This is a genomic window from Bacteroides sp. D22 (genome assembly GCF_000163675.1).
In the GTDB taxonomy this organism is placed as follows: Bacteria; Bacteroidota; Bacteroidia; order Bacteroidales; family Bacteroidaceae; genus Bacteroides; species Bacteroides xylanisolvens.
Window position 1 is genome coordinate 1 of sequence record NZ_GG774824.1, and the last position, 18,973, is coordinate 18,973.

Annotated in this window: 14 protein-coding genes and 2 rRNA genes; 15 read left to right on the forward strand and 1 reads right to left on the reverse strand. The window is 42.4% G+C overall.

Translation table 11 applies throughout. The features are described from left to right. From HMPREF0106_RS0125195 to HMPREF0106_RS03260, 11 genes are all read left to right on the forward strand, one after another. A 23S ribosomal RNA gene (locus HMPREF0106_RS0125195) occupies positions 1-258 on the forward strand; the annotation flags it as partial. Positions 259-335: 77 nt separating this feature from the next. After that, positions 336-446 (forward strand): 5S ribosomal RNA (gene rrf / locus HMPREF0106_RS03305). 452 nt (positions 447-898) lie between these two features. Further along, the gene (locus tag HMPREF0106_RS03300; protein ID WP_004297635.1) at positions 899-1,489 is read left to right on the forward strand and encodes a V-type ATP synthase subunit E family protein; all 591 of its coding nucleotides are present in this window, start codon (positions 899-901) and stop codon (positions 1,487-1,489) included. Positions 1,490-1,500: 11 nt separating this feature from the next. After that, positions 1,501-2,343: a DUF2764 domain-containing protein gene (locus HMPREF0106_RS03295; RefSeq protein WP_004297637.1), complete on the forward strand. Its 843-nt coding sequence runs from the start codon at positions 1,501-1,503 to the stop codon at positions 2,341-2,343. A 17-nt stretch (positions 2,344-2,360) separates the two neighbouring features. Continuing rightward, positions 2,361-4,121, forward strand: coding sequence for a V-type ATP synthase subunit A (locus HMPREF0106_RS03290; RefSeq protein WP_004303858.1), 1,761 nt, complete (start codon positions 2,361-2,363; stop codon positions 4,119-4,121). Positions 4,122-4,150: 29 nt separating this feature from the next. Beyond that, positions 4,151-5,479 (forward strand): V-type ATP synthase subunit B, encoded by a 1,329-nt coding sequence (locus tag HMPREF0106_RS03285; protein ID WP_004297639.1) that lies wholly within the window; start codon positions 4,151-4,153, stop codon positions 5,477-5,479. Positions 5,480-5,586: 107 nt separating this feature from the next. Further along, positions 5,587-6,192: a V-type ATP synthase subunit D gene (locus HMPREF0106_RS03280; RefSeq protein WP_004297640.1), complete on the forward strand. Its 606-nt coding sequence runs from the start codon at positions 5,587-5,589 to the stop codon at positions 6,190-6,192. Next, positions 6,189-8,006 (forward strand): V-type ATP synthase subunit I, encoded by a 1,818-nt coding sequence (locus tag HMPREF0106_RS03275; protein ID WP_008022963.1) that lies wholly within the window; start codon positions 6,189-6,191, stop codon positions 8,004-8,006. The genes HMPREF0106_RS03280 and HMPREF0106_RS03275 overlap by 4 nt, the downstream gene beginning before the upstream one ends. 75 nt (positions 8,007-8,081) lie before the next feature. Next, on the forward strand, positions 8,082-8,546 hold the full coding sequence (locus HMPREF0106_RS03270) for a V-type ATP synthase subunit K (protein ID WP_008022961.1): 465 nt from the start codon (positions 8,082-8,084) through the stop codon (positions 8,544-8,546). 202 nt (positions 8,547-8,748) lie between these two features. Beyond that, positions 8,749-10,410, forward strand: coding sequence for a glycogen/starch synthase (locus tag HMPREF0106_RS03265; RefSeq protein ID WP_032851621.1), 1,662 nt, complete (start codon positions 8,749-8,751; stop codon positions 10,408-10,410). Positions 10,411-10,447: 37 nt separating this feature from the next. Further along, a complete protein-coding gene (locus HMPREF0106_RS03260; RefSeq protein WP_009040972.1) occupies positions 10,448-13,012 on the forward strand; it encodes a glycosyltransferase family 1 protein in 2,565 nt (854 codons plus the stop codon). Positions 13,013-13,280: 268 nt separating this feature from the next. Here the strand turns inward: HMPREF0106_RS03260 and HMPREF0106_RS03255 are convergent, their stop codons facing one another. Then, the gene (locus HMPREF0106_RS03255; protein ID WP_009040973.1) at positions 13,281-14,384 is read right to left on the reverse strand and encodes a TlpA disulfide reductase family protein; all 1,104 of its coding nucleotides are present in this window, start codon (positions 14,382-14,384) and stop codon (positions 13,281-13,283) included. A gap of 138 nt (positions 14,385-14,522) precedes the next feature. On the opposite strand from HMPREF0106_RS03255, the gene potA reads away from it, so the two are divergent. The 4 genes from potA (at position 14,523) to HMPREF0106_RS03235 (ending at position 18,932) form a co-directional block, all read left to right on the forward strand. After that, complete coding sequence (gene potA, locus HMPREF0106_RS03250) at positions 14,523-15,914, forward strand: polyamine ABC transporter ATP-binding protein (protein ID WP_009040974.1); 1,392 nt, start codon at positions 14,523-14,525, stop codon at positions 15,912-15,914. Positions 15,915-15,925: 11 nt separating this feature from the next. Continuing rightward, positions 15,926-16,726, forward strand: a complete 801-nt coding sequence (locus HMPREF0106_RS03245; RefSeq protein ID WP_004316765.1) for an ABC transporter permease — start codon at positions 15,926-15,928, stop codon at positions 16,724-16,726. After that, complete coding sequence (locus HMPREF0106_RS03240; protein ID WP_008022956.1) at positions 16,720-17,511, forward strand: ABC transporter permease; 792 nt, start codon at positions 16,720-16,722, stop codon at positions 17,509-17,511. Before HMPREF0106_RS03245 ends, HMPREF0106_RS03240 begins: the two co-directional genes overlap by 7 nt. An 89-nt stretch (positions 17,512-17,600) precedes the next feature. Beyond that, on the forward strand, positions 17,601-18,932 hold the full coding sequence (locus HMPREF0106_RS03235; protein WP_009040975.1) for an ABC transporter substrate-binding protein: 1,332 nt from the start codon (positions 17,601-17,603) through the stop codon (positions 18,930-18,932). The last annotated feature ends 41 nt before the right edge of the window (positions 18,933-18,973 follow it).

Consider the following 18,973-nt stretch of genomic DNA (forward strand, 5'->3'; position numbering starts at 1 on the left):
CGTATGAAATTTTGCGTGGCTCTGACACTAGTACGAGAGGACCGTGTTGGACTGACCGCTGGTTTACCAGTTGTGCCGCCAGGTGCATTGCTGGGTATCTAAGTCGGGATTGGATAAGTGCTGAAAGCATCTAAGTACGAAGCCAGCCACAAGATTAGATTTCTTAGGGTCGTCAAAGACGATGACGTTGATAGGATGCAGGTGTAAAGGTGGTAACATCAAAGCCGAGCATTACTAATTGCCCGTTCACTTTCTTTCGGACATGTACCGGTTGGGTATATACGTTTAGCTTGCTAGACACTATGATTTTACTTTTCATCATTTCATAACCTTATTCAGGTGGTTATAGCACGAGGGTTCCACCTCTTCCCATTCCGAACAGAGAAGTTAAGCCTCGTCACGCCGATGGTACTGCGTAACAGTGGGAGAGTAGGTAGCCGCCGTTTTTAAGAAGCCCCTTGATTCATTTTGAGTCAAGGGGCTTCTGTCATTTGGTACTTTGCGAAAATTATCAATCTTCAGTCTTCCGGTAAGTCATTGTCGAATAGATCTCCCCGAAGTTTTAGTTTTCTATGAATTTGGTGAAATACCGATAGCTTTTGTTATTTAATCTTGTATTAGTATCCTGTTTGTCGTTTTAAGTATATACATATTTCCAAATGTCTTTTAGATTCCTTATATTTGTTTACCGGCTTGAAAGATTCGGTAAATGTGTCATTTAGTAATAAAAAAGGGGAAAAAGCGGAATAAAATAGGTGTAGGACTGTGATTTTTTTGCAAACAAATCTTTTTCTTTTCTTCTTTCTCTTTTTTATCAAATTGATTTTTGTAAATTTGGCGAGAATCTGACAAAGGACACATAGTTAATATAGTAATAATACTAAATACTCCTGTTAATATGGAAAACAAAATTCAAGAGTTGACCGATAAGATTTATCGTGAAGGCGTGGAAAAAGGAAACGAGGAAGCGCAGAGACTTATCGCGAATGCTCAGGAAGAAGCTAAGAAAATCATTGAGGATGCCCGAAAAGAGGCAGAATCAATTGTAAACTCCTCTCGTAAATCTGCTGATGAGTTAGCAGAAAATACTAAATCAGAGTTAAAACTATTCGCCGGTCAGGCTGTGAATGCGCTCAAATCAGAAATCGCTACAATGGTAACTGATAAGTTGATAACCGCTTCCGTGAAAGATTTCGCTCAGGATAAAGATTACCTGAATGCGTTTATCGTAGCATTGGCATCCAAATGGAGCATAGATGAACCTATCGTCATCTCAACAGCCGATGCGGAATCACTGAAAAAGTATTTTGCAGCTCATGCAAAAGCTTTATTAGACAAGGGGGTGACCATTCAGCAAGTAAATGGTATCAAAACTCTGTTCACTGTTTCTCCGGCGGACGGTTCGTATAAGGTGAACTTCGGAGAAGAAGAATTCATGAATTACTTCAAAGCGTTCTTGCGTCCTCAATTAGTAGAAATGCTATTTTAAAAGAAGCGACTATGAGTAGTAAGTACTATTACTTGGTAGCAGGTTTGCCGGAACTTTCGCTGGAAGACAGCAAACTGAGCTATACAGTAGCCGATTTTAAAACTGAAATCTACGATGGATTGTCTGCTTCAGACCAGAAGTTGATTGACTTGTTTTATCTGAAGTTTGATAATGCAAATGTGCTGAAACTTCTCAAAGATAAAGAAGCGGAAATCGACAAACGGGGAAACTACTCTGCTGACGAACTCTCTGAATATATTTCTATTCTGAGAGAAGGCGGAGAAATCAGTCCTAAAGAATTTCCGGTCTATCTATCCACTTTTATTACTGATTATCTGAATACTCCGGCTGAAAGTACGGTTTTACACGAGGATCATCTGGCTGCTCTATATTATGAGTATGCGATGAACTGTGGGAATAAGTTCGTTTCTGCCTGGTTTGAATTCAACCTGAACATCAATAATATTCTTGTTGCATTTACTAGCCGTAAATTCAAATGGGATATTGCTTCCAACGTTGTGGGAAATACGGAAGTATGCGAAGCATTGCGTACATCGAGTGCCCGCGATTTCGGATTGTCCGGTGAGGTGGATGTGTTTGAATCATTAGTGAAAATCAGTGAGATTACAGAACTGGTGGAGCGTGAGAAGAAGTTGGATGCTTTGCGGTGGAATTGGATGGAGGATGCTATTTTCTTCGACTATTTCACTATCGAACGTATTTTCGCTTTCCTGCTGAAGCTGGAAATGATTGAACGGTGGATTTCACTGGATAAGGAAAGAGGTAATCAGTTGTTCAGAAGCATTATCGAATCGCTGAAGAACGAAGTGCAGATTCCTGCAGAATTCAGATAATAAAATAAAAAAAATATATGGCAACAAAAGGAACTGTTAGTGGCGTTATTGCCAACATGGTGACCCTCGTCGTTGACGGACCGGTAGCTCAGAATGAGATTTGTTATATCTCGACCGGTGGTGATAAGTTGATGGCGGAGGTGATTAAGGTTGTAGGTTCACATGTATATGTCCAGGTGTTTGAAAGCACACGTGGACTGAAAGTGGGCGCCGAAGCCGAATTTACAGGACACATGCTTGAGGTGACATTAGGCCCGGGTATGCTATCGAAAAACTATGATGGTCTGCAAAATGACCTCGACAAGATGGATGGAGTTTTCCTGAAAAGAGGACAATATACATATCCGTTGGATAAAGAACGTGTATGGCACTTCGTACCCTTAGCGAATGTAGGTGACAAAGTGCAGGCTTCTGCATGGTTGGGACAGGTGGATGAAAACTTCCAGCCGCTGAAAATTATGGCCCCGTTCACTATGAAAGGAACGGCTACCGTAAAAACAATCATGCCGGAAGGTGATTATAAGATAGAAGATACAATTGCCATCCTGACAGACGAAGAAGGAAATGATATTCCTGTGACTATGATTCAGAGATGGCCCGTGAAACGTGCGATGACGAATTATAAGGAGAAACCGCGTCCTTTCAAATTATTGGAGACTGGTGTACGTGTGATTGATACGCTGAATCCGATTGTGGAAGGTGGTACAGGATTTATCCCCGGTCCGTTCGGTACTGGTAAAACAGTGCTTCAGCACGCTATCTCTAAACAGGCGGAAGCGGATATCGTTATCATTGCGGCTTGTGGTGAACGTGCCAATGAGGTGGTGGAAATCTTTACCGAGTTCCCCGAACTGGTAGACCCGCATACGGGACGTAAGTTGATGGAACGTACTATCATCATTGCGAATACTTCCAACATGCCGGTAGCTGCCCGTGAAGCATCTGTATATACAGCAATGACACTGGCGGAATATTACCGTTCCATGGGATTGAAAGTCTTGTTGATGGCAGATTCTACTTCCCGTTGGGCACAGGCTTTGCGTGAGATGTCCAACCGTATGGAAGAATTGCCTGGGCCGGATGCTTTCCCGATGGATATTTCGGCTATTATCTCCAACTTCTACGGTCGTGCGGGATATGTAAAACTAAGTAATGACGAAACGGGTTCTATTACGTTTATCGGTACGGTATCTCCTGCGGGTGGTAACTTGAAGGAGCCGGTGACTGAAAATACGAAGAAAGTAGCCCGTTGTTTTTATGCTTTGGAACAGGATCGTGCGGATAAGAAACGTTATCCGGCAGTGAATCCGATTGATTCTTATTCAAAATATATCGAATACCCGGAATTTGAGGAGTATATCAAAGGTCATATCAACGATGAATGGATTGGAAAGGTAAACGAACTGAAAACCCGTTTACAGCGCGGTAAGGAAATTGCCGAACAGATCAATATCCTCGGTGATGATGGTGTACCGGTAGAATATCATGTGATTTTCTGGAAATCAGAATTGATTGACTTTGTTATTCTGCAACAGGATGCTTTTGATGAAATTGATGCGGTAACTCCGATGGAACGTCAGGAAGATATTCTGAACATGATAATCGACATCTGTCATACGGAATTTGACTTTGATAACTTCAACGAAGTAATGGATTACTTCAAGAAGATGATTAATGTCTGTAAGCAGATGAACTACTCGAAGTTCAAATCGGAACAGTATGAAGGATTCCAGAAACAACTGAAGGAATTGATTGCCGAAAGAAGTGTCAATTCATAATCTTTAATTTATAATTTTAATTATCAAAGATGGCAACAAAAGCTTTTCAAAAGATATATACCAAGATTACTCAGATTACCAAGGCTACTTGTTCGCTGAAAGCGACAGGAGTAGGGTATGACGAGCTTGCCACTGTGGACGGTAAACTGGCACAGGTGGTTAAGATTGCCGGTGACGATGTCACTTTGCAGGTATTTGAAGGTACGGAGGGTATTCCGACCAATGCCGAAGTAGTATTCCTCGGCAAATCGCCTACATTGAAAGTGAGTGAGCAGCTGGCCGGACGTTTCTTCAACGCTTTCGGTGATCCGATTGATGGAGGTCCGGACATTGAAGGACAGGAAGTGGAAATTGGCGGTCCGTCTGTGAACCCGGTTCGACGTAAACAGCCGTCGGAACTGATTGCAACGGGTATTGCCGGTATCGACTTGAACAATACACTGGTATCGGGTCAGAAGATTCCGTTCTTTGCCGACCCCGACCAGCCTTTTAATCAGGTAATGGCAAATGTAGCCTTACGTGCTGAAACGGATAAGATTATCCTCGGAGGTATGGGTATGACGAATGACGACTACCTGTACTTTAAGAATGTGTTCTCTAATGCAGGTGCGCTGGACCGTATCGTGAGTTTCATGAATACGACCGAAAATCCTCCGGTAGAACGTTTGTTGATTCCGGACATGGCATTGACTGCTGCAGAGTATTTTGCAGTAAATAATAATGAGAAAGTGCTGGTGCTATTGACGGATATGACGAGCTATGCGGATGCGTTGGCAATCGTATCTAACCGTATGGACCAGATTCCTTCGAAAGACTCTATGCCGGGATCGCTTTATTCGGATTTGGCAAAGATTTACGAAAAGGCGGTGCAGTTCCCTTCCGGTGGTTCAATCACTATTATTGCGGTGACTACTTTGTCTGGTGGAGATATTACGCATGCTGTACCTGATAATACGGGTTACATCACTGAAGGTCAGTTGTTCCTGCGTCGTGATAGTGATATCGGTAAGGTAATTGTTGACCCGTTCCGTTCATTGTCCCGTTTGAAACAGCTGGTAACCGGTAAGAAGACACGTAAGGACCATCCGCAAGTGATGAATGCCGCTGTACGTCTGTATGCCGATGCCGCTAACGCTAAGACGAAGATGGAAAATGGTTTCGACCTGACCAACTACGACGAACGTACGTTGGCTTTTGCGAAGGACTATTCCAATCAGTTGTTGGCTATTGATGTCAATCTTGATACTACTGAAATGCTGGACGTTGCCTGGGGCTTGTTCGGTAAATATTTCCGTCCGGAAGAAGTGAATATCAAGAAAGACTTGGTGGATCAATACTGGCCGAAACAAAATAATTAGACAATTAGACGATTTGCTATTAGGATGATAGTGGACGGATTATATATGTTTATAAGAAGTAATTTCAATCGTCTGGTCGTAAATTGTTAAATTAGTAAATCAACGAGATGGCTATAAAGTTTCAATATAACAAAACCTCTCTTCAGCAGCTCGAAAAGCAACTGAAAGTGCGGGTGCGTACGCTTCCTATCATTAAGAATAAGGAAAGCGCCCTCCGCATGGAAGTGAAACGCTGTAAAACGGAAGCTGCCGATCTGGAGGATAGGCTCGAACAACAAATTCAAGCCTATGAAGCCATGTTCGCCCTTTGGAATGAGTTTGACGCTTCATTAATAAAGGTGAATGATGTTCATCTTGGCGTGAAAAAGATTGCGGGTGTGCGCGTACCGTTGCTCGAGAATGTAGAATTCGAGATACGTCCGTACAGTATGTTTAATGCTCCCAAGTGGTATGCCGACGGTATCCACCTGTTGGAAGAGCTGGCTCATACGGCAATTGAACGTGAATTTATGCTCGCCAAGCTGAACTTGTTAGAACATGCAAGGAAAAAGACCACTCAAAAGGTGAACCTTTTTGAGAAGGTGCAGATACCGGGCTATCAGGATGCATTGCGAAAGATCAAGCGATTTATGGAAGATGAAGAAAACCTGTCGAAATCTTCGCAAAAGATCATGAAGTCCCATCAAGAAAAAAGGAAGGAGGTAGAGGCATGATTACAAAAATGAAGAAACTCACCTTTCTGGTGTATCACAAAGAATATGAAGAATTCCTGAACAGTCTGCGGGAGCTTGGTGTAGTCCACATTGTGGAGAAACAACAGGGGGCTGCCGATAACACGGAGTTGCAGGATAATATTCGTCTTTCCAACCGTTTGGCGGCTACCTTGAAGTTGCTTCAGAACCAGAAGCATGAAAAGAATGCCGTGATTGCTACGGAAGGAGGAACGGCTGCCCGTGGAATGCAAGTGCTGGACGAAGTGGATGCTTTACAGACAGAGCATGGAAAGTTGTCGCAGCAGTTGCAAAGCTATGCCAAAGAAAAAGAAGCTCTGGAAGCCTGGGGCAACTTTGAACCGGCAAATGTTCAGAAGCTGAAAGATGCCGGTTATGTAATCGGTTTCTATAGCTGTTCGGAAGGAAATTACAAAGAAGAGTGGGAAACGGAATACAATGCAATGATTGTGAACCGCATTTCTTCTAAAGTATTCTTCGTGACTGTAACGAAAGGCGGAGAGGAAGTGGACTTGGATGTGGAGCAGGCTAAATTACCTGCATACTCTTTGGCACATCTTGAAACGCTTTACAATACAACAGAACAGGCAGTTGAAGAGAATGAAAAGAAACTGGTTGCGCTTTCCGAAACGGATATTCCTTCATTGAAGGCTGCTCTGAAAGAGTTGCAAAGCCAGATTGAATTTTCTAAAGTTGTGTTAAGTTCCGAACAGACTGCCGGTGACAAACTGATGTTGATTGAAGGATGGGCGCCTGCATTCAGCCAAGTGGAGATAGAGGCCTATCTGAATGACGCACATGTATATTATGAGATTACCGATCCGATGCCGGGCGATAATGTTCCTATTCGATTGAATAATAAAGGATTCTTTGCTTGGTTCGAACCGATCTGTAAGCTGTATATGCTTCCGAAGTATAATGAGTTGGACTTGACGCCGTTCTTTGCTCCATTCTTTATGGTCTTTTTCGGACTTTGTCTGGGAGATTCCGGATATGGTTTGTTCCTGTTCCTGGGAGCTACGGCCTATCGGTTGATGGCGAAGAAAGTAACCCCGTCAATGAAGTCAATCATCTCATTGATACAGGTATTGGCGGTATCAACGTTCTTCTGCGGTTTGCTGACTGGTACGTTCTTCGGAGCGAATATTTACAATTTGGATTGGCCGATTGTTCAACGTTTGAAACATGCTGTCATGATGGATAATAATGATATGTTCCAATTATCGTTGATATTGGGAGCTATCCAGATTTTATTCGGTATGGTGCTGAAAGCTGTGAATCAGACGATTCAGTTTGGTTTCAAATATGCAGTGGCAACTATCGGATGGATCATCCTGCTGGTTTCAATGGCAGTTTCAGCTTTGTTACCGGACGTAATGCCGATGGGAAGCACGGTGCACTTGATAATCCTGGGTGTTTCAGCTGCTATGATTTTCCTTTATAACAGTCCGGGAAAGAACATATTCCTGAATATCGGATTGGGATTGTGGGATTCATACAACATGGTTACTGGTTTGCTTGGAGATGTTTTGTCCTACGTTCGTCTGTTTGCCCTCGGACTTTCCGGAGGTATTCTGGCGGGAGTGTTCAACAGTCTGGCAGTAGGTATGAGTCCGGATAATGTAATAGCAGGCCCGATTGTAATGGTGCTGATTTTCGTGATCGGTCATGCAATCAATATTTTCATGAATGTGCTGGGTGCAATGGTTCACCCAATGCGTCTGACGTTCGTTGAGTTCTTCAAGAACTCCGGATATGAAGGAGGCGGTAAAGAGTACAAACCGTTCAGAAATTGAAAAAACTGAAGATTAAAAATTAGAAATAGAGAATTAATATTTTAAGAATTAAACAATAAAAAATAGAATAAGATTATGGAAATGAATTTGTTTATCGCCTACATTGGCATCGCGATTATGGTTGGTTTGTCTGGCATCGGTAGTGCTTACGGAGTAACTATTGCAGGTAATGCTGCCATCGGAGCATTGAAGAAGAATGATAGTGCATTCGGTAACTTCCTGGTATTGACAGCCCTTCCGGGTACACAGGGGCTTTATGGTTTTGCCGGTTATTTCATGTTTCAGACTATCTTCAGCATTTTGACTCCTGAAATTACAGCTATCCAGGCATCAGCAGTTCTTGGTGCAGGTATTGCTTTAGGATTGGTTGCCTTATTCTCCGCTATCCGTCAGGGACAAGTTTGTGCAAACGGTATTGCAGCTATCGGACAGGGACACAATGTATTTAGTAATACGTTGATTCTTGCCGTATTCCCCGAGCTTTATGCAATCGTTGCTTTGGCTGCAACCTTCTTGATCGGTAGTGCACTCGTTGCATAATTTTTAGCAAGAATATTTCCTATAAAGGAGTTTCAATCCCTTTGTACATGCAGCTTTGCATGTGCAAGGGGATATTCTTTTTTCATTATAGGGCAACGTTTCTTTCCTCTTCTTAACTCATATTTTTCGCATAAAGTATTATTTTTCAAAGAATAATGTGTACTTTTGCACTCGCATACTAAAAAGAGTTTTAATATATTATATGGTAAAAGATTTATTAACCCCCGATTATATCTTCGAGTCCAGCTGGGAAGTATGTAATAAAGTGGGAGGAATATACACCGTCTTGTCGACACGGGCAAATACATTGCAGGAAAAGTTCCGCGACAGAATTTTCTTCATAGGTCCTGATGTATGGCAAGGAAAAGAAAACCCTCTATTCATCGAGTCGGATAACCTATGTGCTGCCTGGAAAAAGCATGCACTTGAGAAAGACGAACTTTCTGTCCGTATAGGACGATGGAATATCCCCGGTGAACCCATAGTCATTCTTGTTGATTTCCAACCTTTTTTTGAAAAGAAAGACGATATATACACAGAAATGTGGAATCGTTATCAAGTAGATTCGTTGCACGCTTATGGCGATTACGACGAAGCTTCTATGTTTTCATACGCTGCGGGAAGAGTGGTAGAGAGTTTCTATCGCTACAACCTGACAGAAACGGATAAGGTGGTATATCAGGCGCATGAATGGATGACTGGAATGGGAGCACTTTATGTACAGGAAGCTGTGCCGGAGGTGGCTACTATTTTTACGACCCATGCTACTTCTATCGGTCGTTCTATTGCCGGTAATCATAAACCGTTGTACGACTATCTGTTTGCTTATAATGGTGACCAGATGGCGCAAGAACTGAACATGCAATCGAAACACTCGATTGAAAAACAGACTGCACATTACGTAGACTGTTTTACGACGGTGAGCGAAATAACCAATAATGAGTGTAAGGAATTACTGGATAAACCGGCAGATGTTGTTCTGATGAACGGTTTTGAAGATGATTTTGTACCGAAAGGAAGCACATTTACCGGAAAACGTAAACGTGCGCGTGCCTTGATGCTCAATGTAGCGAATAAATTATTGGGAACAAATCTGGGTGATGATACGTTAATTGTCGGAACCAGTGGACGATATGAGTTTAAGAATAAAGGTATTGATGTCTTTTTGGAATCATTAAACCGCTTGAACAGGGATAAGAATTTGCATAAGAATGTTTTGGCATTCATCAATGTACCCGGTTGGGTAGGAGACCCCCGTGAGGATTTGCAGGGACGTTTGAAAAGCAAAGATAAGTTCGACACTCCCCTCGAAGTACCGTTTATCACTCATTGGCTGCATAATATGACTCATGACCAGGTGTTGGACATGTTGAAATATCTGGGAATGGGCAATCGTCCGGAAGATAAGGTAAAGGTGATTTTTGTTCCTTGTTATCTGGATGGTCGTGATGGTATCATGAATAAAGAATATTATGATATATTGCTGGGGCAGGATTTGAGTGTCTATGCTTCTTATTACGAACCGTGGGGATATACTCCGCTGGAAAGTGTAGCTTTCCATGTGCCGACAATCACTACGGATCTGGCAGGATTCGGACTTTGGGTAAACAGCCTGAAGAACCAGCATGGCATTAATGATGGAGTGGAAGTGCTGCATCGTTCGGACTATAATTATTCGGAAGTGGCGGATGGTATCAAAGATACGATTACGTTGTTTGCGGATAAGACTGATAAAGAGGTGAAGGAAATCCGTAAGCGTGCTGCTGAAGTTGCAGAGCAGGCTTTATGGAAGCACTTTATACAATATTATTATGAAGCTTATGATATCGCTTTGCGTAAGGCAAGGATACGTCAGTTGAGTTAAGAAAGAAATTATTTATCAATAAGTAAACGAAAACATTATGAAAATCAAAGTTAGTAATGTGAATACTCCCAACTGGAAAGAGGTTACTGTGAAATCACGTATACCGGAAGAGTTGGAGAAGTTGTCTGAAATCGCACGCAACATTTGGTGGGCATGGAATTTTGAAGCGACTGAACTGTTTAGAGATCTAGATCCGGAACTTTGGAAAGAATGTGGACAGAATCCAGTACTGTTGTTGGAACGTATGAGCTATGAAAAGCTGGAAGCGCTGGCAAAAGACAAGGTGATTCTAAGAAGAATGAATGAAGTTTATACGAAATTCAGAGATTACATGGATGTGAAGCCGGATGAGCAACGCCCATCTATCGCTTATTTCAGTATGGAATATGGCTTGAGCAGCGTCCTGAAAATATATTCCGGTGGTCTGGGTGTATTGGCTGGTGACTATCTGAAAGAGGCTTCCGACAGCAATGTTGATTTGTGTGCGGTAGGCTTTTTGTATCGTTACGGCTACTTTACTCAAACGTTGTCTATGGATGGACAGCAGATTGCCAACTACGAAGCACAAAACTTCGGTCAACTTCCTATTGAACGTGTAATGGATGCCAATGGTCAGCCGTTGATAGTTGACGTTCCTTATCTTGATTATTTTGTTCATGCAAACGTATGGCGTGTAAACGTTGGACGTATTTCTTTGTATCTGCTTGATACGGATAATGAAATGAACAGCGAATTCGACCGTCCTATCACTCACCAGCTTTATGGCGGCGACTGGGAAAACCGTTTGAAACAAGAAATCTTGTTGGGTATCGGTGGTATCCTGACTTTGAAAGCACTGGGCATCAAGAAAGATGTTTATCACTGTAATGAAGGACATGCTGCATTAATCAATGTTCAGCGTATCTGTGACTATGTAGCTACAGGATTGACTTTCGATCAAGCTATCGAGTTGGTTCGTGCTTCTTCTCTTTACACTGTTCATACTCCGGTTCCTGCAGGTCACGACTATTTTGATGAAGGCTTGTTTGGCAAATATATGGGTGGTTATCCTTCCAGAATGGGTATCACTTGGGATGACTTGATGGATCTCGGACGTAACAATCCGGGTGACAAGGGCGAACGTTTCTGTATGTCTGTTTTTGCTTGTAACACTTCACAGGAAGTGAACGGTGTGAGCTGGCTGCACGGAAAGGTTTCTCAAGAAATGTTCTCTTCTATCTGGAAAGGTTATTTCCCGGAAGAAAGCCATGTAGGATATGTAACGAATGGTGTTCACTTCCCGACTTGGAGTGCAACTGAATGGAAAGAACTGTACTTTAAATATTTCAACGAAAACTTCTGGTTCGATCAATCTAATCCTAAGATTTGGGAAGCTATCTACAATGTGCCCGATGAGGAGATTTGGAAGACTCGTATGACTATGAAGAATAAGTTGGTTGACTATATCCGTAAGTCATTCCGCGATACATGGTTGAAGAACCAGGGAGATCCTTCCCGTATCGTTTCACTGATGGATAAGATTAATCCGAATGCATTGCTGATTGGTTTCGGCCGTCGTTTTGCTACTTACAAACGTGCACACTTGTTGTTCACCGACTTGGATCGTCTTTCTAAGATTGTGAATAATCCTGATTACCCGGTACAATTCCTGTTTACAGGTAAAGCTCACCCGCACGATGGTGCAGGTCAGGGTTTGATTAAGCGTATTATCGAGATCTCTCGCCGTCCGGAATTCCTGGGTAAGATTATCTTCCTTGAAAATTATGATATGCAATTGGCTCGTCGTCTGGTTTCAGGCGTTGATATCTGGTTGAATACTCCGACTCGTCCGTTGGAAGCATCTGGTACATCGGGCGAAAAGGCTTTGATGAACGGTGTTGTTAACTTCTCTGTATTAGACGGATGGTGGCTGGAAGGTTACCGTGAAGGTGCAGGTTGGGCGTTGACAGAAAAACGTACTTATCAGAACCAGGAACATCAGGATCAGTTGGATGCTGCTACTATTTACAGTATTCTTGAAACTGAAATCTTGCCGTTGTATTATGCACGTAATAAGAAAGGATATTCTGAAGGCTGGATCAAAGTGGTGAAGAATTCTATCGCACAGATCGCTCCTCATTATACAATGAAGCGTCAGTTGGATGATTACTATAGCAAATTCTATTGCAAACTGGCGAAACGCTTCCAGACTTTGGCTGCTAATGATAATGCGAAAGCAAAAGAAATCGCAGCTTGGAAAGAAGATGTGGTTGCTAAATGGGATGCTATTGAAATCGTATCTTGCGACAAGGTAGAAGACCTGAAGAACGGTGACATCGAAAGCGGAAAAGAATATACTATTACTTACGTGATCGATGAAAAAGGCTTGAATGATGCAGTGGGACTTGAATTGGTTACTACTTACACAACTGCAGACGGCAAACAACATGTTTACTCTGTAGAACCGTTTAGTGTCATCAAGAAAGAAGGTAACTTGTATACATTCCAAGTTAAACACAGCTTGTCAAATGCAGGTAGCTTCAAGGTGTCTTACCGTATGTTCCCGAAGAATCCGGAGCTTCCACACCGTCAAGACTTCTGCTACGTACGTTGGTTTATCTAATTTGTTTGAAATAAAAGTAGGGGAGTCCTTCTCCCTTACTTTCATATATAGATTCAGCCCCTGTGTTCTTTCGAGAATTACAGGGGCTGAATTTTATCTGTTTGGTTGCTGACTTGTGAAGTTTTTAATAAGCAAGAAACCATCTGAAAAGTCTCTAAAAAGAAAAATCACGCTTACTGCAACATGTCGTAGTTTATAGGATCAAGGCTTTTCGAACAGCCCCTTGTTTGAACTTTAAAGCCTTTGAAAAACCTTCTCTTTCGATCTGTTATTTTACAGCTTCTGCAATTTTAGCCTGAAGTTCTTCTCCATGCAAACCGCGAGCGATAATTTTACCACTGCCATCGATCAATACAGTGTGAGGAATACTGTTTACTGCATAAAGCTGTGCACCTTCACTTTGCCAGAATTTCAGGTCGGACATTTGTGGCCAAGTCATATTCATCTTCTTGATTGCTTCTTTCCATGCAGCTCCATCCTGGTCGAGAGATACGCCTACAATTTCGAAGTTCTTACCTTTATACTTAGCGTAAGTTTCTACCAGATTAGGCATTTCGCGACGGCAAGGACCGCACCAGCTAGCCCAGAAGTCAACCAATACCACTTTACCTTTACCAACGTAGTCAGACAACTTCACAGCCTTTCCTTCCGGAGTCTGCATTTCGAAATCAACAAATTGAGTACCTACGGCAGTCTTTTTCTGCTTGTCGGTCATCTCTTTGATTCTTACGATTGTTTCGTCATTCTGGAAATTCGCAGGAATTTGTTGCAACAAAGCTTCATTTTCGTCAGTAGAGTTATTGTAGAACGTTTGTTTAAACAAGAATACCCCAACCGGATTGGTGATGTTCTTTTTAACACCTTCTTTGATTACTTTGTCATACTGTTCTTCCAGCTGGGCACCCTCTTTTTGTTTGGCTTCTTTCTGCTCATCACTTAAAGAAGTGTCGCCCATTGCTTCATAAATGGTATTCATTTTCTTGCTGATGTCATTGATTTGAGCTCTGATTTCCTGGTATGCATCATTGTTAGGAGTACCGGTTACAGCGTCGTTGTCCTTGGTCAGGGCAACGTTGATTTTTCCGTTTTCGAGGAAGAAATCAATCATCAATGGCTCTCCGTTCACTTCGCAAGTGACATAGCGGCTAACCACAGAATCTTGTGTACCTTCAAAGGTAAAAGTACCTTTGGTGATAACGGCTGTATCTAGTTTGGTCAAATTTCTGCCAGTAGCTTCCTGAAGATAAACGGTGTCACCATCGCTTGCACCTTCTACCGTACCTGTGACAACGTATCCGGCTTTGTTTCCGCCCGTACAAGCTACCATGCCTAACGCTGCCGTTGCAATAACTAAATAAGTTAACTTTTTCATGCTTTTGTAAAATTAGTGAATAAATATTTATGCAAAGATAGATTTTTTTTCTGTCGGGCATCGAAAAACACTGTTATATTAGATTAACACCTAGGTGAAAACCGCAGAAATGTGTACCTTTGCAGCCCAAACTTTAGTATGAATATGCAAGAAGATAAATCCATCATTGAGGTGAGCCATGTATCGAAGTATTTTGGCGATAAAACAGCATTGGATGATGTGACTCTAAACGTGAAAAAGGGCGAGTTTGTCACTATACTTGGTCCTTCCGGTTGCGGTAAAACCACGTTGTTGCGTCTCATTGCCGGTTTTCAGACGGCTTCGGAAGGCGAGATCCGAATTTCGGGGATGGAAATAACACAAACCCCTCCCCACAAGCGTCCCGTGAATACGGTATTTCAGAAATATGCCTTATTCCCGCACTTGAATGTATATGATAACATTGCTTTCGGCCTGAAACTGAAAAAGACACCGAAACAAACCATTGAGAAGAAAGTGAAAGCTGCTTTAAAGATGGTAGGTATGACAGATTATGAATACCGCGATGTGGATTCTCTTTCCGGTGGTCAGCAACAACGTGTAGCCATTGCCCGTGCCATTGTGAATGAGCCGGAAGTGTTGCTATTGGATGAGCCGCTGGCAGCGCTCGACCTGAAAATGCGTAAGGATATGCAAATGGAGCTCAAAGAAATGCATAAATCTTTGGGTATAACGTTTGTTTACGTCACTCACGATCAGGAAGAGGCATTGACGTTGAGCGATACGATTGTTGTGATGAGTGAAGGAAAGATTCAGCAGATCGGTACACCGATTGATATTTATAATGAACCCATCAACGCTTTTGTTGCCGACTTTATCGGAGAAAGCAATATCCTCAATGGTACCATGATTCATGATAAGCTGGTACGCTTCTGCGGCACGGAGTTTGAATGTGTGGATGAAGGATTTGGTGAAAATGTTCCGGTAGACGTAGTCATCCGTCCGGAAGATCTTTATATTTTCCCCGTTTCGGATATGGCGCAGTTGGTAGGCGTGGTAGAGACTTCTATTTTCAAAGGTGTGCATTATGAAATGACGGTGATGTGCGGCGGATATGAATTCCTGGTGCAGGATTACCATCATTTTGAAGTAGGAGCGGAAGTCGGACTGGTGGTGAAGCCGTTTGATATTCACATCATGAAGAAAGAGCGTATCTGCAATACGTTTGAAGGAAAATTGCTGGATGCCACTCATGTGGAATTCCTGGGCTGTAACTTTGAATGTACTCCGGTGGAAGATATAGCTGCCGATACGAATGTCAAAGTGGAGATAGACTTTGAAAAAGTGATTCTTCAGGATAATGAAGAAGACGGAACGCTCACAGGTGAGGTGAAATTCATCCTTTACAAGGGCGACCATTATCATCTGACCGTATTGTCAGACTGGGACGAGAATGTATTTGTAGATACGAACGATGTATGGGACGACGGAGACCGTGTAGGTATTACCATCCCTCCAGATGCCATTCGTATAATTAAAATAACCGATTAACAGGAAAGGAAGTGAATAAGAAGTTTATAGTCTTTTTGTCATCACGTAAGAGTTGGACTCTCCCTTACATTATTTTTTCGGCGATCTTTGTGATTATACCGCTGTTTTTAATTGTCGTATATGCCTTTACCGATGATAGCGGTCATTTGACACTCGCCAATTTTCAGAAGTTCTTCGAACATCCTGAAGCAATCAATACCTTTGTATATTCTATCGGTATTGCTATCATTACCACCCTTGTTTGTATTTTGCTGGGTTATCCTGCAGCATGGATATTGAGTAACAGTAAGCTGAACCGTTCCAAGACGATGGTCGTACTGTTTATCCTGCCGATGTGGGTAAATATTCTTGTGCGTACCCTTGCTACGGTTGCCTTGTTCGACTTTTTTAGTGTACCGTTGGGCGAGGGAGCATTGATATTCGGTATGGTATACAACTTTATCCCCTTTATGATTTATCCTATTTACAACACGTTGCAGAAGATGGATCATAGTTATATTGAAGCTGCACAAGATTTGGGAGCCAATCCGCTGCAAGTCTTTCTGAAAGCAGTCCTTCCGCTTTCCATGCCGGGTGTGATGAGTGGAATTATGATGGTGTTCATGCCGACTATATCGACATTTGCCATTGCCGAGTTGCTGACGATGAATAACATCAAACTCTTTGGTACAACGATTCAGGAAAATATCAATAACAGCATGTGGAACTATGGAGCGGCACTTTCGCTTATTATGTTGCTGCTGATTGCTGCTACTTCTTTGTTTAGCACAGACGATAAGGACAATTCGAACGAAGGAGGCGGGCTATGGTAAAGAAAATATTTGCGCAGGCTTACTTGTGGATATTGCTATTGTTGCTTTATTCTCCTATCGTGATTATCGTCATCTATTCTTTCACCGAAGCGAAAGTGCTGGGCAACTGGACTGGTTTCTCCACAAAACTTTATACTTCGCTTTTCACTACAGGCACGCATCATTCTTTGATGAATGCATTGATTAACACGATTACTATTGCTCTGCTGGCTGCAACGGCATCTACTTTGCTGGGTAGTGTGGCTGCTATCGGCATCTTTAATCTGAAATCCCGTTCGCGTAAAGCGATTAGTTTTGTGAATAGTATTCCTATTCTGAACGGAGATATCATCACGGGTATTTCGCTTTTCCTTTTGTTTGTTTCTTTAGGAATCACACAAGGATACACAACCGTAGTGCTTGCTCATATTACTTTTTGTACGCCATACGTTGTTTTGAGCGTTCTGCCTCGTTTGAAGCAGATGAATCCGAATATTTATGAGGCCGCTCTTGACTTGGGAGCGACTCCCATGCAAGCTTTGTGGAAAGTTATTGTTCCGGAGATTCGTCCGGGAATGATTAGTGGTTTTATGCTTGCATTGACTCTATCCATTGATGATTTTGCCGTAACTGTCTTTACCATTGGTAATCAAGGTCTGGAGACGCTCTCTACTTATATTTATGCTGATGCCCGCAAAGGTGGTCTAACCCCGGAGCTTCGTCCGCTTTCCGCTATTATTTTTGTTGTGGTGTTGGCGTTGCTTATTGTGATCAATCACCGGGCAGGGAAAGCGAAGAAGAAATAATTATTCAATATGCCAATACACTGATATGCTGATTGCATGGCGGTACGTTTTCTGTATTGGTATATTTGTACATTGTAAAATTATTAATTATGAAAAGAATAATTCCTGCTATCCTGTTGTTGCTGAGTTTGACGGGATGTTATAATTCCGGCGAGCCTCGCGAACGGGTTCTTAAAATCTATAACTGGGCGGATTATATCGGGGATGGTGTGCTCGAGGATTTTCAAGCATATTATAAAGAACAGACAGGCGAAAATATCCGCATCGTTTATCAGACATTTGACATTAATGAGATAATGTTGACCAAGATAGAGAAGGGACATGAGGATTTCGACGTGGTCTGCCCTTCGGAATACATTATTGAGCGTATGTTGAAGAAGCGCCTGCTTCTGCCTATTGATACGAATTTTGCCCATTCTCCCAACTATATGAAAAATGTGGCTCCGTTCATACGGGAGCAGATTAATAAATTGAGCCAGCCGGGTGAAGAAGCCAGCCGTTATGCGGTATGCTATATGTGGGGAACTGCGGGACTTCTTTATAACCGGGCTTATGTTCCCGATTCGGTTGCAGCATCCTGGGATTGTCTTTGGAATAAGAGGTATGCCGGCAAAATCCTTATGAAGGATAGTTACCGCGACGCTTACGGTACGGCTATCATTTATGCGCACGCCAAGGAACTGGAAGCGGGGAGTGTGACAGTGGAAGAACTGATGAACAACTATTCTCCACAGGCTATGGAGCTTGCGGAAAAATATCTGAAAGCCCTGAAACCGAATATAGCAGGCTGGGAAGCCGATTTCGGCAAGGAGATGATGACGAAGAACAAGGCTTGGCTGAATATGACTTGGAGTGGTGACGCAATATGGGCGATTGAAGAAGCCGATGCAGTAGGTGTGGACTTGGATTATGAAGTTCCGAAGGAAGGAAGTAATATATGGTATGACGGTTGGGTGATTCCGAAATATGCAAGGAATCCGGAAGCAGCTAGCTATTTTATCAATTTCATGTGTCGTCCGGACATTGCTCTGAGAAATATGGATTTCTGCGGATATGTAAGTTCTATCGCTACTCCGGAGATTCTGGAAGAGAAGATAGACACGACACTTACCTATTTTTCCGATTTAAGTTATTTCTTCGGACCGGGTACCGATAGCATACAGATTGACAAGATACAATATCCCGACCGCAAAGTAGTGGAACGATGCGCTATGATTCGTGACTTCGGCGATAAGACAAAAGAAGTTCTTGATATCTGGTCGCGTATTAAGGGGGATAATTTAGGAGTGGGTATCACTATTCTTATCTTTGTCGTCGTTGCTTTGATGAGCGGCTGGATGATATATAAAAGATGGCAACGTTACAGCCGCCGGAAACAACAAAGGCGCAGAAGCAGAAGAAAAAAGGTAAAGAGGAATTAATTCATTTGCTATATCATAAATCATTTGATACATCATAAAAA

Coding starts and splice junctions, on each gene's coding strand:
- HMPREF0106_RS03275 (WP_008022963.1), top strand. CDS start 6,189: ATGATTACAAAAATGAAGAAACTCACCTTTCTGGTGTATCACAAAGAA.
- HMPREF0106_RS03260 (WP_009040972.1), top strand. CDS start 10,448: ATGAAAATCAAAGTTAGTAATGTGAATACTCCCAACTGGAAAGAGGTT.
- HMPREF0106_RS03300 (WP_004297635.1), top strand. CDS start 899: ATGGAAAACAAAATTCAAGAGTTGACCGATAAGATTTATCGTGAAGGC.
- HMPREF0106_RS03235 (WP_009040975.1), top strand. CDS start 17,601: ATGAAAAGAATAATTCCTGCTATCCTGTTGTTGCTGAGTTTGACGGGA.
- HMPREF0106_RS03270 (WP_008022961.1), top strand. CDS start 8,082: ATGGAAATGAATTTGTTTATCGCCTACATTGGCATCGCGATTATGGTT.
- HMPREF0106_RS03285 (WP_004297639.1), top strand. CDS start 4,151: ATGGCAACAAAAGCTTTTCAAAAGATATATACCAAGATTACTCAGATT.
- HMPREF0106_RS03290 (WP_004303858.1), top strand. CDS start 2,361: ATGGCAACAAAAGGAACTGTTAGTGGCGTTATTGCCAACATGGTGACC.
- HMPREF0106_RS03295 (WP_004297637.1), top strand. CDS start 1,501: ATGAGTAGTAAGTACTATTACTTGGTAGCAGGTTTGCCGGAACTTTCG.
- potA (WP_009040974.1), top strand. CDS start 14,523: ATGAATATGCAAGAAGATAAATCCATCATTGAGGTGAGCCATGTATCG.
- HMPREF0106_RS03265 (WP_032851621.1), top strand. CDS start 8,749: ATGGTAAAAGATTTATTAACCCCCGATTATATCTTCGAGTCCAGCTGG.
- HMPREF0106_RS03255 (WP_009040973.1), bottom strand. CDS start 14,384: ATGAAAAAGTTAACTTATTTAGTTATTGCAACGGCAGCGTTAGGCATG.
- HMPREF0106_RS03280 (WP_004297640.1), top strand. CDS start 5,587: ATGGCTATAAAGTTTCAATATAACAAAACCTCTCTTCAGCAGCTCGAA.
- HMPREF0106_RS03240 (WP_008022956.1), top strand. CDS start 16,720: ATGGTAAAGAAAATATTTGCGCAGGCTTACTTGTGGATATTGCTATTG.